Origin of the sequence: Cupriavidus alkaliphilus (assembly GCF_900094595.1) — a bacterium.
Taxonomy (GTDB): Bacteria; Pseudomonadota; Gammaproteobacteria; order Burkholderiales; family Burkholderiaceae; genus Cupriavidus; species Cupriavidus alkaliphilus.
This window is the reverse complement of the sequence record NZ_FMAD01000001.1, coordinates 480147-495741: the sequence shown is the minus strand read 5'-3', so window position 1 is coordinate 495741 and position 15595 is coordinate 480147. Positions and strand designations below refer to the sequence as shown.

At 70.5% G+C, this 15595-nt stretch carries 16 protein-coding genes and 1 riboswitch; of the genes, 10 read left to right on the top strand and 6 right to left on the bottom strand.

Features of this window, described 5'->3' with window-relative positions; genetic code table 11:
• Nucleotides 1–37: 37 nt before the first annotated feature.
• Nucleotides 38–163: riboswitch (ZMP/ZTP riboswitch) on the top strand.
• A 122-nt stretch (nt 164–285) separates the two neighbouring features.
• Entirely contained in the window at nt 286–1533 is a 1248-nt protein-coding gene (gene glyA, locus GA0116996_RS02280) for a serine hydroxymethyltransferase (RefSeq protein ID WP_092306910.1), read from the top strand.
• Between the two features lie 152 nt (nt 1534–1685).
• On the top strand, nt 1686–2150 hold the full coding sequence (nrdR, locus tag GA0116996_RS02275) for a transcriptional regulator NrdR (RefSeq protein ID WP_012353559.1): 465 nt from the start codon (nt 1686–1688) through the stop codon (nt 2148–2150).
• A gap of 15 nt (nt 2151–2165) precedes the next feature.
• Here the strand turns inward: nrdR and GA0116996_RS02270 are convergent, their stop codons facing one another.
• From GA0116996_RS02270 to GA0116996_RS02245, 6 genes are read right to left on the bottom strand one after another with little or no spacing between them, the layout of a single operon-like run.
• Nucleotides 2166–2624, bottom strand: coding sequence for a type IV pilin protein (locus tag GA0116996_RS02270; protein ID WP_092306909.1), 459 nt, complete (start codon nt 2622–2624; stop codon nt 2166–2168).
• A 5-nt stretch (nt 2625–2629) separates the two neighbouring features.
• On the bottom strand, nt 2630–6004 hold the full coding sequence (locus GA0116996_RS02265; RefSeq protein WP_092306907.1) for a pilus assembly protein: 3375 nt from the start codon (nt 6002–6004) through the stop codon (nt 2630–2632).
• Nucleotides 6004–6591, bottom strand: a complete 588-nt coding sequence (locus tag GA0116996_RS02260) for a pilus assembly PilX family protein (protein WP_092306905.1) — start codon at nt 6589–6591, stop codon at nt 6004–6006. Before GA0116996_RS02260 ends, GA0116996_RS02265 begins: the two co-directional genes overlap by 1 nt.
• A complete protein-coding gene (locus GA0116996_RS02255; RefSeq protein WP_092306903.1) occupies nt 6588–7331 on the bottom strand; it encodes a PilW family protein in 744 nt (247 codons plus the stop codon). The genes GA0116996_RS02260 and GA0116996_RS02255 overlap by 4 nt, the downstream gene beginning before the upstream one ends.
• Nucleotides 7328–7891, bottom strand: a complete 564-nt coding sequence (gene pilV / locus GA0116996_RS02250) for a type IV pilus modification protein PilV (RefSeq protein WP_244159747.1) — start codon at nt 7889–7891, stop codon at nt 7328–7330. The genes GA0116996_RS02255 and pilV overlap by 4 nt, the downstream gene beginning before the upstream one ends.
• Complete coding sequence (locus GA0116996_RS02245) at nt 7882–8487, bottom strand: GspH/FimT family pseudopilin (RefSeq protein WP_092307346.1); 606 nt, start codon at nt 8485–8487, stop codon at nt 7882–7884. The genes pilV and GA0116996_RS02245 overlap by 10 nt, the downstream gene beginning before the upstream one ends.
• Before the next feature lie 540 nt (nt 8488–9027).
• Here GA0116996_RS02245 and GA0116996_RS02240 point away from each other — a divergent pair.
• The 8 genes from GA0116996_RS02240 to GA0116996_RS02205 are packed head-to-tail and all read left to right on the top strand — an operon-like array spanning nt 9028 to nt 15586.
• Nucleotides 9028–9348 (top strand): hypothetical protein, encoded by a 321-nt coding sequence (locus GA0116996_RS02240; RefSeq protein WP_092306899.1) that lies wholly within the window; start codon nt 9028–9030, stop codon nt 9346–9348.
• Nucleotides 9345–10289: a PilW family protein gene (locus GA0116996_RS02235; RefSeq protein ID WP_244159746.1), complete on the top strand. Its 945-nt coding sequence runs from the start codon at nt 9345–9347 to the stop codon at nt 10287–10289. The genes GA0116996_RS02240 and GA0116996_RS02235 overlap by 4 nt, the downstream gene beginning before the upstream one ends.
• Complete coding sequence (locus GA0116996_RS02230) at nt 10283–10876, top strand: pilus assembly protein (protein ID WP_092306895.1); 594 nt, start codon at nt 10283–10285, stop codon at nt 10874–10876. Before GA0116996_RS02235 ends, GA0116996_RS02230 begins: the two co-directional genes overlap by 7 nt.
• Nucleotides 10873–12708, top strand: a complete 1836-nt coding sequence (locus tag GA0116996_RS02225; protein WP_092306893.1) for a pilus assembly protein — start codon at nt 10873–10875, stop codon at nt 12706–12708. Before GA0116996_RS02230 ends, GA0116996_RS02225 begins: the two co-directional genes overlap by 4 nt.
• Nucleotides 12705–13160 carry a type IV pilin protein gene (locus GA0116996_RS02220; RefSeq protein WP_092306891.1) on the top strand — a complete coding sequence of 152 codons (456 nt, stop codon included), beginning with the start codon at nt 12705–12707 and terminating at the stop codon, nt 13158–13160. Before GA0116996_RS02225 ends, GA0116996_RS02220 begins: the two co-directional genes overlap by 4 nt.
• A 7-nt stretch (nt 13161–13167) precedes the next feature.
• On the top strand, nt 13168–13728 hold the full coding sequence (locus GA0116996_RS02215) for a GspH/FimT family pseudopilin (RefSeq protein ID WP_092306889.1): 561 nt from the start codon (nt 13168–13170) through the stop codon (nt 13726–13728).
• Nucleotides 13729–13779: 51 nt separating this feature from the next.
• Nucleotides 13780–14895, top strand: coding sequence for a bifunctional diaminohydroxyphosphoribosylaminopyrimidine deaminase/5-amino-6-(5-phosphoribosylamino)uracil reductase RibD (gene ribD / locus GA0116996_RS02210; protein ID WP_092306887.1), 1116 nt, complete (start codon nt 13780–13782; stop codon nt 14893–14895).
• Between the two features lie 58 nt (nt 14896–14953).
• Nucleotides 14954–15586, top strand: coding sequence for a riboflavin synthase (locus tag GA0116996_RS02205; RefSeq protein ID WP_092306885.1), 633 nt, complete (start codon nt 14954–14956; stop codon nt 15584–15586).
• Nucleotides 15587–15595: the final 9 nt, after the last annotated feature.

Genomic DNA, 15595 nt, shown 5'->3' with positions numbered 1-15595 from the left:
GCGGGCGGCCGCCTCGCGCTACACTGCGCGCAACCATTCCATCTTGCGCGACTGGCGAAGTCAGTGGGCACTACCACGAGGAAGCGCAAGTTCTCTGGCGTGAAGTTTCCATACGCCATGGCGTTGACGCGAGTCATGCCTGCCGCTCGCCTGGGCAGCGAATGGGAAGCAGGGTGCGCCCTGCGCCGACGGCCAAGCCGCCGGTGCCGGTCGCCGCTAGCCTTCCCCGCGCGCCCTACCCCCGATGCCTGAATCGGATTCCCTTTTTTTCAGACGAGTTTCGCCATGTTCGAACGCAGCCGTTTTACGATCGACCAGATCGACCCCGAGGTCTTCGCCGCCATCCAGCAGGAAAACCAGCGCCAGGAAGACCACATCGAGCTGATCGCCTCCGAGAACTACACCTCGCCCGCGGTGATGGCCGCGCAGGGTTCGCAGCTGACCAACAAGTACGCCGAGGGCTATCCCGGCAAGCGCTACTACGGCGGTTGCGAGTACGTCGACATCGTCGAGCAGCTGGCCATTGACCGCGTCAAGCAGCTGTTCGGCGCCGAGGCCGCCAACGTGCAGCCCAACTCGGGCTCGCAGGCCAACCAGGGCGTGTACTTCGCCGTGCTCAAGCCGGGCGACACCATCATGGGCATGAGCCTGGCCGAAGGCGGCCACCTGACCCACGGCATGGCGCTGAACATGAGCGGCAAGTGGTTCAACGTGGTCAGCTACGGCCTCAACGCCCAGGAAGACATCGACTACGACGCGCTGGAAAAGCTGGCGCAAGAGAAGAAGCCCAAGCTGATCATCGCCGGCGCCTCGGCCTTCGCGCTGCGCATCGACTTCGAGCGCATCGGCCGCGTCGCCAAGTCGATCGGCGCCTACTTCATGGTCGACATGGCCCACTACGCCGGCCTGATCGCCGCGGGCGTCTACCCGAACCCGGTGCCGCACGCCGACTTCGTCACCACCACCACCCACAAGAGCCTGCGCGGCCCGCGCGGCGGCGTGATCCTGATGAAGGCCGAGCACGAGAAGGCGATCAACTCGTCGATCTTCCCGGGCATCCAGGGCGGCCCGCTGATGCACGTGATCGCCGGCAAGGCGGTGGCGTTCAAGGAAGCGCTGACCCCGGAGTTCAAGGAATACCAGCAGCAGGTGGTGAAGAACGCCGCGGTGCTGGCCGAGACCCTGATCGCGCGCGGCCTGCGCATCGTCTCGGGCCGTACCGAGAGCCACGTGATGCTGGTCGACCTGCGTGCCAAGAACATCACCGGCAAGGAAGCCGAGCGCATCCTGGGCGAGGCGCACCTGACCGTGAACAAGAACGCGATTCCGAATGACCCGGAAAAGCCGTTCGTCACCTCCGGCATCCGCGTCGGCTCGCCGGCCATGACCACGCGCGGCTTCAAGGAAGAAGAAGCCCGCATCGTCGGCAACCTGATCGCCGACGTGCTGGACAACCCGCACGACGCCGCCAACATCGCCGCGGTGCGCGAGCAGGTATCGGCCCTGACCAAGCGTTTCCCGGTCTACGGCTGACGCTGACAGGCCGCCCGCGCGCGCGCATGGGCGGCCGGCAGCTCCGCGGTCCGCGCCACCCCCGGCGCGGGCCGCGGGTCTCGCCAACCCGCCCCGCCGCCGCAGAACGACAACACGGCAAGGCGATGGGGTTCAACTAAAGGTGGTCCGGCATGAAATGCCCCTTTTGCGGTCATTCCAATACCCAGGTTCTCGACACCCGCATGTCGGAAGACGGCGATGCCGTGCGCCGGCGCCGCCGCTGCGAAGCCTGCGACCGCCGCTTCACCACCTATGAGCGGATCGAGCTGTTCTTCCCCGCCATCGTCAAGAAAAACGGCTCGCGCGTGGACTACGCCCGCGCCAAGCTGAAGGATTCGATGCGCCTGGCGCTGCGCAAGCGCCCGGTCTCGGCCGAAGCCATCGACGAAGCCATCACCCGTATCGAAGAAAAGCTGCTGGCGCTGGGTGAAAAGGAAATCCCCAGCAGCCAGGTCGGCGAGCTGGTCATGCGCGAACTGCGCAAGCTCGACAAGATCGCCTATATCCGCTTTGCCTCGGTCTACCGCAGCTTTGAAGACGTGTCCGAATTCTCGGACGTGCTGGCGGAAGTCACCGCCGGCAGCGGCAAGCGCTGACGCCCGCGGTTTCCGCTACCAGCACTGCGCCGACGCCACGCCGGCGCGCATCCCCGTGTTCCCCTGCAATCCCAGTTGGTTGATGGTGTAGCTGCCGCAGTCGTCGCCTTGCTGCGCGCCAATCGGCGTCGCCGTCGCGGTATAGCTGGTCGCCGGATTGCCCGCTGCCACCGTCAGCTGGTAATACGCCTGGCCGCCTGACTGGATCGCCACGGGAAACGCCGCGCCGGCGTAGCCCAGCGCCGCCGGCGTGCCGCCATACACGTTCTGCGTGCTGAACAACCGCTCCTGGCGCGCCGCAAGGTCGAGCAAGGCGGTCTTGGCGTCGGTGCGGCGCGACTTGCGCACATGCTCCGTGTAGGACGGATAGGCGATCGCAGCCAGCACCGCGATGATCGCCACCGTGATCATCAGCTCGATCAGCGTGAAGCCGGCGGCGGCACGCCGCGGCAGCGGGAAGGCAGGCAGGTTCATGGTCGTCAGCGCAAGCGTATCCAGTTGAGGCGGGCGCCGGCACCGTTGGCGCCGGGGTTGATCTGCGTGATGGCGCCGCTGCCGCCTACGGTCTGCTGCACCAGGTAAGGCCGCTTCTTCGCCGTCACCACCGAGGGCGTGCCGGTGCCGCTCAGGCCGATGCCGCTGACGATGCCGTTGTTCAGCAGCGGGAAGGTGCTGCTGTTGGTGCTGCTGAAGAACGACTGCGCGGCCGCGCCGCCCGAGCCCATCGACACGCCCATGGTGAAGCCCGACGGCACTTCGGCATTGCACGACAGCGCCTGCGACAGCGCCGAACCGGGCGGGATGGTGGTGTTGACGATCACCATGCCGTACGCGATCACCGGGTTGTAGATCACCTGCTCGCGCGTGGCCGACGGCAGCGGCAGCTGCCAGCCGTACTTGTTGTTGCCGCTGGCGCAGGCGCTCGAGCCCTGCCAGCACACCTTGTTCGCGCTGACCGTGCGCACCGTCACCGTGCTGCCGGCCGCGCGCCCTTCGGCGGTGATCGACTGCTGTGTCAGGTTGGCGCTGGCCAGCGGCCGCGTGGCGCTGGCCAGCGACGCATAGCGGGCCTGTGCGCCGGCCACCGCGTTCCACCCCGCCATGTCCCAGTCCCACACGCCATACAGGCCCTGCCCGCCCGGCTCGAACACCGCTTCGCTGCCCTGCGTCTGCTCCAGCCGGCGCCCCGTGCCGAACGCCACCACCACGCGCGGCATCGCCGCGGCGCCGGTTCCGGTGCCGGGCACCGAGCCCACCGCCACCCTGGTGGAAATCGGTTTGCCGCCGGTCTGCATCAGCGGCCGGCTGCCGGCGCGCCAGTGGTCCGGATTGTCCGAGGTCAGGTCGAAGCGCCACAGGTTGCCGAACACGTCGCCGGCGTAGACATAGTCGGTGATGTGGTCGCCGTCGAGGTCGGCCGGCGTGACATAGGCAATGCCGTTGCGGCTGTTGGCGCCGGCCGGATCCTGTTGCGGCCCGTAGCCGGTGCCGAGATAGCGGAAGCTGCGCGAGCCGTCGACCGGGTCGACCAGCATGATGAACAGGCCGGCCGACCCGCTCTTGCTGCCCAGGCCGTTGCCGAACAGCACCGCCCACTGGCCGTTGTGCAGGCGGCGGATCACGGGCGTGCCGTAGGTGTTGCCGAGGTTGTCGCCGCACGCGCTATCGCCGGTGCACTGCAGCGTGTTGTTCCACTCGCCGATCACCGTGGCGCTGGCCGCCGCCGGGGTATCGCTGAAGCGCTCCGGATCGGTCACGTCGAGCGCGTAGAGCGCGCCACCGGTCGCGGTCGCGCTCTTGCTGGCGAGCGGCCCGCCGCGGTTCGCCCCGGGCCCAAGGCCGCCCACCAGCCAGGTATGCCAGGCACCGCCGTAGTAAAGGTCGCCAGTGCCGGGCGTGGCATCGACAAACAGGTTGTGCACGTATTGCGGCGAACTGTAGGCGAGCGCCGCATTAGTCGACTGGATGGTGTCGAGCACCGCGCCGGGCATGTACGCCAGCACCTCGCGGCCGTCGTTGGGCTTGGCGGCGTCGTTGCCGACGAAGGCGCCCGCCGCGTTGTAGTAGCCCGAGCGGAAGCCGTGCAGCAGTCCGTCGTTGGCGCCGACGTAGACCACGTTCAGCCGCTGCGCGCGCGCTTGCCGGAAGGCATCGTAGCTGCCGGCGGGCTCGGGCGGGCTGGCGCGCTTGTACAAGGCATCGGTCCACGGCCCGCTGTACGGCGATGACGGCGCGCCGACCCAGGCCGGGCTGGAATCGATGATGTCGCCCAGCAAGCCGGTGCGCTTGCGGAACAGCCCGGCACCGGCTGCGCTCAGTTCCTTGCTGCGGTCCCCACGCAGGTAGTCGAGGCGGTCGCCGCTCGGCGCGGCATCGCCCGCGGTCAGCTTCGCCTTCTGCGCGGCGGGCAGGTTGGCGTCCCAGCGCAGCGGGATGCCGGTGCTGCCGCTCCAGGTCAGGATCTTGCGGCTGTCCGGCGCCTGCGCCACCACCGAGGTGCCGGTCGCCGCGCAGTGGCCGCCGGTCAGCGTGCAGTGGGCATTCCAGTTGGCCACCGTGGCAATCGACACCGAATCGGTGGCGGGATCGTAGAGCAGGTTCTGCGCGCTCAGCTCGCCCCACCAGTTGGTCGGATGGTAGTAGGCCAGGTACACCTGCGAGCCCGCCTCGACCCGCGCCGACTGCTGCACGTTGGTGCCGGCCGAACTGCTGGACTGGCCCACCGGCTCGGCCTTGAAGCAGGTGATCTCGTGCACGTTGCTGCCGCTGCCGGTGCCGGCCGCGAAGCCGAAGCGCAGCGACGCCGGCACCGGCCCGTTGGCCTGCGTGATGTCCTGGTCGGTGATCACCGGCGTGGCCGCGCCGCCGTTGTAGCTGTAGGACATGCTCAGCAGCCCGTTCTGCGTCAGCTTGAGCGAGTAGACGATGGGGATGCCCCTGGCGCGCGTCGGCCTCGACACTGCCTGCTGGTTGGCGATCCTGTCGGGCAGGTCGCTGATGCCGAGCATGCGGTAGTTGTAGGCCAGCCGCCGTCCCCTGACGTCGCCGCCGTCCTTGCCGCTGCTCCAGTCCTGCACATAGCCGCGCGCGCAGGTGTTCTGCACGGCCAGCGCGCGCTTGCCGGCGCTCAGGCTGTCGGGGTAATAGGCCGGATAGGCGGCGCGCAGGCCGGCCCAGTTGGTGTCGCCCGAGCCGCGCACGCTGATGCGGTTGGCCTGGAACGCAGGGCCCGAGTCGGTGTTGTCGGCCTTGTTGGAGAAGTTGCCGAACTCGTCGATGCCGATGCCGATATAGCCCCCGGCCACGCCGTCGTACGCGCCATTGACGTTGGAGCAGCTGTAGCCTAGGCTGCCGCCCAGCCCGCCCACGGTCGGGCTCTTGCTGCCGTCCGCCAGGTAGAAGCTGATGCCGTCGGCGCCGGTGCCGCGCAGGTTGTCGCCGCCGTAGGTGACGGTGGAGAACGTAACCTGCAGCCCTTCCTGCATGCCGAAGGTGAACCGGGACACCACCGCGCCGGTCTGGTTGTCGCCGTTCGCGCCCTCGGCCGTGTCGCCGTTGGTCAGCCGCAGCGCGCCGTAGCCTGGTGCGTCCGGCACGCTGCCGCCGGCGCCCCCGACCAGCTTCGAGTTGCGGTCCCGGTAGTAGGTGAAGCTGGACGTGGCGCAGCCCGGAATCGAGCCGGTGCCGTTGCCTGCGGTCAGGCACGCGCCATTCAGCGCCACCCAGTCGTAAGAGGACGAAGCCCCGTTGAGGTTGTCCTGGATCACCAGCGCATGCGCCGGGCCCGCCAGCAGCGCGTTGACGACGGCACTTGCGGCGGCGGCAATGCCGGCGAGGCGTGGAGGTTGGCTCATCACTCTTTCCCGAGGTCCTTGGTCCCCGCGCCAAGCTGGTAGGTGCTCTGCACCACCGCGGCGGTGCCGTCGCTGCCGCCGTAGCCGGCGCCGGTTACGCGGAACAGCATCGACAGGCCATCCGGCGACAGGCCCAGATAGTGGATGTAGAGGCTGGGCGCGCGCGCGTAGTTGATGTCGGTGCCGTTCAGGCCGCCGGGGCTGCCGGCCGCCGCAAGGCGCATCGACGGCGGCAGGTAGTCGGCCCGCGCCGGCGTCCACGGCAGGCTGGCCGGGTCTGCCAGCGCGTTGGCGCAGACCTGCAGGTTGGCCGGGTCGTTGGCGTCGATCACGGTGTTGCAGGCGGCGCCGGCAGAGCCATTGCCCCGCCCCAGCCACCATTCCCCGTACTGCAACGCGCCCTGCGCGGCCTCGAACGCGCGCTGCTTCTCGCGGGTGTTGCCGGCGATCTTTTCCTGCAGGCCGAAGCCGCGGAACATCGTCACCGACAGCAGCGACAGGATCAGCAGGAACAGCAGGCCGATGATCAGGACATAGCCGCGCGGCGCGGCACCGGCGCGGAAACGGGCTGGCTGGGCGCGTGTCATGGGCGGTTCATCAGGCTGATGGTCTGGGTCCAGCCGAGCGTGGCCGGCTGGCCGGGCTGACCGGCAAAGGGATTGGCAAAGGTCAGCGTCACGCGGGCGCTGCGCACCTGGCCCCACAGGGCGCCGGCGGTGACCGCGCTGGCGCTCAGGTAGGTGTCGACGTTGCCGCCGTTGCTGGTGTCGGTGCCGTAGCGCACCCGCAGCGCGGTGATGCCGCCGGCCAGCGGCACCGGCGCGCCGCCGTTGACCGCGCAGGTCAGCTCGTTGGCGGCATTGACCGCAAAGGTGTTGAGGTAGGCGACATTGGCGCCCGAGGCATTGGCCGCACCCTGGCAGTTCATGATGCCGTCGCCGCTGGCGGTGACAAAGCGCGCCGTCAGCGTATCGCTCGTACCGTCCGCGCCGGACTGCCCGACGAGGGCCTGCCCCGCGGCGAAATCGCCAAAGGCGCCGCCCGCCAGCGCCGGCAGCGCATCCGCCGCGACCTGGTTCAGCGGATCGGGGAAATACCCCGCCGACTGCACCGTGTTGGCCAGCATCGTCATCACCAGGCGCTCGCTGTCCTGCAGCGCGGCCAGCCGCTCCTGGTCGCGCACGGTGCCGCGCAGGTTGAGGAACACCGTCATCAGCGCCGCCAGCATGAACAGCGCGATCACCATGGCCACCAGCACCTCGACCAGCGAGACACCGGACTGCCTGCGGCAATGCCATCCGTGCGCAATTCCGGGTCTGGATCTCATGGCTGGACGTGCAGCGTCAGGCTTTGCGTGGCGGCCATGGCCGAGGTCTGCGCCGCGGTGGTCTGGTTGTAGGCCAGGTAGTGCTCGCTCCAGGAGGCGGTCAGGCTGCAGCGGATCGGGCGGCTGATGTCGTTGCTGCAGTTGACCGTGGCCGCGTAGGTGGGAAAGTGCGCCGCCATATCCACCGCCCAGTGCTGCACGTCGTAGGCGGCCATCTGGATCGGGGTGCAGGCCACGCTGGCGCAGTCCGGCGCGGCGGCGCTGAGCGCGCCGGTGCTGTCGGTCACCGTCGCGCCGGCCAGGGTGAACGTCTGCGGCGCCGTGCCGGCCGCCCAGAAGCCGCGGTTGCCGTGCATCGCCGCGGCCAGGCTTTCCAGTTGCAGCGCCACCAGCGAACGCCCGCGCGCAATCTGCGTATTGGCCAGCGCCGCCGCCTGCATCTTGGCCAGGCCGAGCAGCCCCACCGAGGTGATGACCAGCGTGATCAGCACCTCGATCAGCGAGAGTCCGCGCGCCATGCGGCGCCGGCGCAGGCTGCCGTTCCGTCCGGTCACTGGCATGCGCCCTCCCCGGCGCGCTGGATGGTCTGCCGGCCCGCAATATTGATGGCGATGCAGCGCGTGGCGTCGGCGGCCACCGGGCTGGTGCGCAAGGTCATCGTCAGCGCGCCGCCGGGCAGCACGGCGAAGCCATCGCGGTTATAGGTCAGGAAGGCCGCGCCGGCCGGCGTGGTGAAGGTGTCGGTGGCGGACCAGCCGGCGCGGTAGTGCAGCACCTCGTCGGCCGGCGGCGCCGCGTCCACCGTTCCCGACCCATTGCGGTCGACGAACGCGATCCAGCCGCGCGCCCAGTTGCCGGCGCCCAGGCAGGCCGTGCCATTGCCGGACGGGCACACGCTGACCGGCAAGCCGCGCTTGATGGCCTCGCTGCGCGCGAGCTGCAGGGTGCCGACCATCGACTGGATCTCGCTGTCGACGCGGCTGGTGCGCAGCAGCGAGACGAACGAAGGCGTGCCGATCGCCGCGAGGATCGCCACCATCACCACCACCGCCATCAGCTCGACCAGCGTCAGCCCGCGGCAGCGCCGGCGCAACCGGCCCGGGCCGGTGCCGGCGCCGCTGCGAGCCACGCGCACAGGCATGCCCGGACCGGGCATGGCCACATCGTGGTGAAGGCGGGGAGGCGCGGTATCGCGAAGGCGAACCGTCGCCGGCATGTCAGCGCGCGGGCAGAGATGCCGCCGCCGATGGACAAGGAACTGCCAGGATGACCCGATGCATGTTGACCCCCGATAAATGGCTTTGTTATCTGGGCAAGGCATTCCGCTCTGACGGCGGAAAGGCCAGCCCGCACCCGAAAATTCTTGTTCTATGCCTCGCTGCCGGCTGAGCGGCCGGCAGCGGGATACCGCGAATCGCCAATCGAATAGCGGAATCGTTACGACTTTGCAACACCCGCGATAGTGGGGAATTTGATAATTCCTGTCAATTGCATCGCGCAGCGTTTGGCGGCGAGCCGGCAAGGCGTTGGGCCGCCGCAACTGCCCGCGGGCAAGCGTCATGACCGCGGCCGGCATGCCCGCGCTTAACACAATGGTGCGGATCTTCCCGCTTTACGTTTCGGCACGTTCGCGGCCGTGGCGGCTCGCTAATCTTGGCCCGTCGCCTTCACAGCCCGTGCCATGCCCTCACCTGCCATGCCCTCACCTGCCATCCCGCGCCGGACACCGCCGCCAGTCACCCCGCAACCCAGGCTCCAGCGCGCCTACGCGCTGATCGAGGCGCTTGGCGCCCTGTCGATCGTCCTTGCCGGACTGCTGCCGATGGCGGTGGTCGGCACCACCGGACTGGGCTGGCTGCGCCAGCTGGAGCGCCTGGCGCAGGTCACGCGCAGCGCGGCCGACGATGCCGAGCTGGGCCGCTGCACGGCACCCCTGGGCACCGCGGTCGCCGCCATCGTGCCGATGCCGGATGCCGGCGGTTGCCTGCCGGCCGGGGCAACATGGGGGCGCCCATGAGCGGGCTCATTCACGCGCGCAGCGCACGGACCCGCCCGCGCGGTTTTTCGCTGGTCGAACTGATGGTCGGCATGACGCTGGGCCTGATCGCCTCTGCCGCAGCCGGCGCGGCCTTCCTGAACGCGCACGCGGCCTACCTCGCCGCCACCGACCGCGTGCTGACCGAGGAACGCGGCCAGCGCGCGCTGGCCATTCTGTCCACGCTGCTGCGCCAATCCGGCTGGCCGGGCGAGCCCGCGTCCGGCATGGCCGGCACCGACCTGCCGGTGGTCAGCGGCGCGGACAATTGTGGCCAACCCGCCGTGGCCGCCGTACCTGCCTGCGCCCGGGCTGCGCTCGGCCAAAGCGACGCCCTGCTGTTGCGCTTCAGCGGCAGCGGCCTGCCCGCCGCGCCGGCGCAGCCGGACGACACCATGACCGATTGCAGCGGCTATCCGGTCGCGGCAAGTGCGGCGGGCGTGGCGGCCGTCGCACCAACCGCCGGCTATGTCGCCGAGAACCTGCTCTATGTGGCGGCTGGCGCCGATGGCGTGCCGCAACTGCTATGCCGTTACCCGTCCCGCCGCAATGGCCTCATCGACGGCAGCGGCTGGACCTCGGGCGCGCTGGTGCGCGGCGTGGAATCTCTCCAATTACGCTATGGCGTCGATATGGATCAGGACGGCCGCCCCGAGCGCTTCGAGACGGCATCGGCGATCCCCGCGCTGGGCGAAGCCGCCTGGCAACGCGTGGTGGCGGTCCAGATCGCCATCGCCGTGCGGGGCGACCGGCCGGGCTCGGCCACGCCAGTCCGGAGCGGTGCGGACACGCTGGCGCTGCCCGGCACCGCCGCGGCGGACCTGCCGCCCGCTGCACCGGCGCCGGCCGGCACCGTCCGCCGCGTGTTCGCCGCCACGGTGCGGCTGCGCAATGCGCCACGCTGCCAGGAGACGCTGTGCTAGCGCGCCGCCTGCCACGTCCATGCCAGGCCGGCGCCGTCACGCTGCTGCTGTGCGGCACCCTGCTGCTGATGGTGGTGCTGATCGCGGCCGCCACGCTGCAGATGCTGCTGTCCGGGCGACAGCTTGCCGTCATGCAGCGCGAGCGCGAACTCGCGTTCCGTGCCGCCGAGGCAGCCCTGCGCGATGGCGAGGCGGAGCTGCTGGCGGCCGCGGCATCGCCGGACACGCAGGACCGCCTGGGCCTGTGGCCGGCGCCGGGTCGCTGCGGCAGCGGCCAGCAGGCCGGCCTCTGCCGCCCCGCGCTGGCCGGGCCGCCGGTGTGGCAGCCGTGGCTGCGGGCCGATGCCGAGGTCGACGCCATCGGCGTGCCGCTGGGGCGATTTACCGGCGCCGCGCTCCCGGCCGACGCAGTCGTACAGGAGCCGCCGCGCTATGTCGCGGAAATCCTGGACGAAGCGCCGGCCGGCCAAGGCGCGCCGGACCCCGCCTCCGCGCTCGCCTCCCCGCCGCGGATGCGAGTGACCGCGGTTGGCTTCGGCCGCAATCGCGCCGTGCGCGCCCTGTTGCAAAGCGTAATCCAGCCATGATCCGTCTAGCCGCCCGCTGCGCCCTCCCGTGCCTTGTCTTCGTCCTGGCTGCGGCCTGCCATGCGGCCGGTTCCGAAGCGGGCCGGCTGCCGCTGGCCTACCGGACCGCGAACGGCGCCTATCCGTGGACCGGCCGCTTGTTCGCCATCGGCTGGCAAGACCTGACGCAGGCGCCCTCGCCGGACCTGTGGGAGGCCGGCGATCGCCTCGATCGCCGGACCGTGCCATCGCGACGGATCCTCACGTATGCGGCACCGGACGGCGAGACGGCGCGCGCCATTCCGCTACAGTGGGATGCTGTGAGCGAGGCCCTTCACACTGGCGACAGCGCCGCGGTGGACTGGCTGCGCGGGGACCAGACCCGCGCGGGCCTGCGCCTGCGGGATACGCGCCTGGGCAGTGCGGCAGGCGCACGCGTGCGGGTGGTGGCGCCGCCGGCCTGGTCGCCCGGCAAAGCCGGCCACGCCGGCTTTCGCCTGCGCTACGGCCTGCGCCCGCACGTGGCCTGGCACGGCACGGTCGACGGCCTGCTGCACGCGTTCGATGCCGCGACCGGCGAGGAGCGTGCCGCTTACCTGCCGGGCGCGCTGCTGCCTTATGCCCTGGCCATGCCGGCCCCGGGCACGCCGACGCTGCCACCGCCATGCCCGCGCCCGGAAACGCAGGACGTCACGCTCCGCGGCGAATGGCGCACGGTGCTGCTATGCGGCATCCCGACCGATGCCGCGGCCGGCAACCCCGCCGCAGCCTTCGCGCTCGACGTCACCGATCCCGACGGACAGGTGCCGTTCGTGCCGATCTGGGAGATCGCCGCGACCGACGCCCTGCCACTGGCCGGGCGCGGGCCGGTTCGCGCCGCCGGCATCCGTGGCCCGGACGGGTTGCGCTGGTTCGCGGTGGGGATCGTCGATGCAAGCGCCAATGACGAGGCGGGCGTTGGCCGCGCCGGACTGGCGCTGCTGCCGTTGGACAAGCCCGCCAGCGCCGCATGGGCCGGCCAGTACGCCATCCGCACCTTGCCCTTGCCGGAGCGCGATTGCCTCGGCGGCCCTGCGGCCAGCCGACTCGTGGCGGTCAGCGTGCTGTCCGATCTCACCGGTGCCGCGCTGGCTGCCTACGCCACCGACGATGCCGGCCAGCTCTGGCGCTTTGCGCTCGCCGAGGCGTCGCAGGCCGCGGCAAGCCCCGCCTCGGCGTGCCTGTACCGGATGCAGGTGAGCGCGCAACCGGCCAGGGAAGAAGCCCCCGTATTGCTCGGATCCCCAACCGCGCCCGTGGTCATCTACGGCGCCGGCAACGAACTGGCCGCGGTGCCCGATGGCCTCGCTTCACGCAGCGTCACGGCGCGCGCGCCTCGGCAGGTCACGACCCAGGCGGCGGACAACGGCCACATCCTGCGCGCGCCCCCCGGCGACGCGCAGGATCTCGGCTGGCGCCTGAGCTTGCCCCATGCCGGCGAACAGCTGGTCGAGATCGAGCCGGTCTATCCCGGCTACCTGCTGTTCGTGACCCGCACGCCCGATGGCGCGCAACGCAGCTACCTGGTGCTGGCGGCGACCGGGGAATCCGTCGTGCAGCGCAGTTCCGGCGAGCGCCTGCTGGTCGCCACCGGCCAGTTGCTGCCGCCCGAGGCCAGCGTATTCGCGACCCGCACCGAATTGCCGAGCACGCCCGCGCAACCGGGCGGCGCCGGGCGCCAGGCGTTTGCCCTCTCGGTGTGGTCGGCCACAGGCAACGCCGTCACACAGATCGCGCAAACGCTGGCCACGCGCCGCACCGGACGCCTGCGCTGGCGCGAGATCGTCGGCCCGGCCAGGGAGGATGCGCCATGACGAGCCTGGCATCGGCCGGCCGGCGCAAGCGCGGCTTCAGCCTGATCGAGCTGGTGGCGGCACTGGCCGTGCTGGCCATCCTCGCGGCCATTGCCGTGCCCGCATGGCACCGCCACCTGGCGCGAGGCTGGCGCGCGCAAGCCCGCGCCGCGCTGACCGGCGCGATGCTGCAGCTGGAGCGGCATGCGCTCGAGGCCATGACCTTTGCCGCCGCGCCAGGCACCGACATGGTTGCGGGCGAGTGGCCGCTGCGCGTGCCAGCCGATGGCCCGGTGCGCCATCTGGTAAGCGCCGGTGCTTGCCCGCAAGTCGCGCTCGATGCCTGTGTCGAACTCCGTGCGGTGCCGCAAGCCGCGGATCCCGAATGCGGAACGCTGATCCTGCGCAGCACCGGCCAGTGGCTGGCGCTGCCCGACGGCGCGGTGCCGCGGCCGTTGCCACCCCATTGCTGAGGCCCGGATGGACATACCATGGGATGCCGGCAGGCATCGACGCGCGGGTGGACTGACGCTGGTCGAACTGGTCGCCGGCCTGGTCATTCTCGGCGTGTTCACGGCCGCGGCCTTTCCGCTGTTCAGCGGCATGCTCGCGCGCCAGCAGGTCACGCTGGCGGCCGACCGGCTGGCGATGTCGTTGGCGCTGGCACGCGCCACCGCGCTGTCGCGCCGCGTCGAGGTGACGCTGCAGCCGCTGCCGGGAAAGGCCACGCTGAGTCCGGGCTGGCAACTGGTGACGGCCGGCGCCGGCCCGGACCAGCCGGTAGTGCTGTCCGTGGTCGAGCCCGGCATGCCGTGCCTGTCCGTGACGCTGCGGCAAACCGTGCGCGGCGCCAATGTGCTGAAATTCCTGCCTGTGGGATACTCTCGTTCTGAGCAGGGCGGTTTCCAGGCCGCCACCTTCACGCTTTTCTGCCGTAGCGAGCAGCGGCAAGTCAGGCTGGGCGCGCAGGGACGTATCCGACTCTGCACACCCGGCCGCGACGCTGACTGCGAGGCGGCGGAATCCTCCGAACCGCCATGACCTGGCAGCCCTGCCACCTAATCGCAGCGCCAAGGCCCACCCGATCACCGAATGTTTTCCGATACCGACCACGCCGCCATGCAGCAGGCGCTCGCGCTCGCCGCGCGGGGCATGTTCAACACCACGCCCAATCCGCGCGTCGGCTGCGTGCTGATCAAGGACGGCCAGGTCATCGGGCAGGGCTTCACCCAGCCGGCCGGGCAGGACCATGCCGAGATCCAGGCGATGAAAGACGCGCTGTCGCGCGGGCTCGATCCGGCCGGCGCCACTGCCTATGTCACGCTGGAGCCGTGCAGCCATTTCGGCCGCACCCCGCCCTGCGCCGATGCGCTGGTGCGCGCCGGCGTGGCGCGCGTGGTGGCGGCGATGGAAGACCCCAACCCGTCGGTCTCCGGGCGCGGCCTCCAGCGCCTGCGCGATGCCGGCATCGACGTGCGCTGCGGCCTGCTGGAAAAGGAGGCGCGCGACCTGAATATCGGCTTTGTCTCGCGCATGACGCGCGGGCTGCCGTGGGTGCGCGTCAAGGTGGCGGCGTCGATGGACGGCGGCACGGCGCTGCATGACGGCACCAGCCAGTGGATCACCGGCCAGGCCGCGCGCGACGACGGGCATGCCTGGCGCGCCCGTGCCTGCGCCATCCTGACCGGCATCGGCACCGTGCGCGACGACAATCCCGCGCTGACGGTGCGCGCCATCGCCACGCCGCGCCAGCCGCAGCGGGTGCTGGTCGATTCCCGCCTCGAAGTGCCGCTCGACGCGCAGATCCTGACGCCGGATACCGGCGAGTTCGCCCAGCCCGTGCTGGTGTTCTGCGCGGTGGAAGACCGTCAGCGCCAGCGCGCGCTGGAAGGCCGCGGCGCCGAAGTCGTGGTGCTGCCGAACCCGCACGGCAAGGTCGAGTTGCGCCGCATGCTGGAAGAACTCGGCCGGCGCGGCATCAACGAATTGCACGTCGAGGCGGGTTTCAAGCTCAACGGTTCGCTGGTGCGCGAGCACTGCGCCGACGAACTGCTGATCTACCTCGCGCCCAAGTTGCTCGGCGATGCCCAGGGCATGTTCAACCTGCCGCCGCTGGCGCGGCTGCAGGATGCCGAGCAGTTCCACTGGCATGAAGTCCGGCAGATCGGCGACGACCTGCGGCTGATCGCCCGGCGCAACGATGCGTAGCGCTGGAACGCCGGCAGCCCATTCGAGATTCCCAAAACCTCAAGCACAAGACTCCACCATGTTTACTGGCATTGTCGCGGCGGTCGGCCGCATTGAATCCGTGACCCCGCTCGCCACCGCAGCCGAGGCCGCCGACGCCGGCGTGCGCCTGCGCATCGCGGCGGGCGGGCTGGACCTGTCGGATGTCATCATCGGCGACAGCATCGCCATCCAGGGCGCCTGCATGACCGTGATCGCCATGGCGCCCGACGCGTTCGACGTCGAGGTCTCGCGCGAATCGCTGGACAAGACCGTGGGGCTCGACCGCCCCGGCCGCGTCAACCTGGAAAAAGCGCTGCGCCTGGCCGACCGCCTTGGCGGCCACCTGGTGTCGGGCCACGTCGACGGCCTGGGCGAAGTGGTGCATTTCGCCCCCGTGGGCGAGTCGCACGAGCTGCGCATCCGCGCCCCGCGCGAGCTGGCGCGCTACCTGGCCTACAAGGGCTCGGTGGTGGTCAACGGCGTGTCGCTGACCGTCAACCGCGTCACCGACGAGGCCGACGGCTGCGTGTTCTCGATCAACCTGATCCCGCACACCGTCGAAGTGACCACGCTGCAGGAGCTCAAGCCCGGCGCGCGCGTCAACCTGGAGATCGACCTGATCGCGCGCTACGTGGAACGGATGCTGTCGACCGCCCAGGCCGCCGCGTAAAACCCGCGG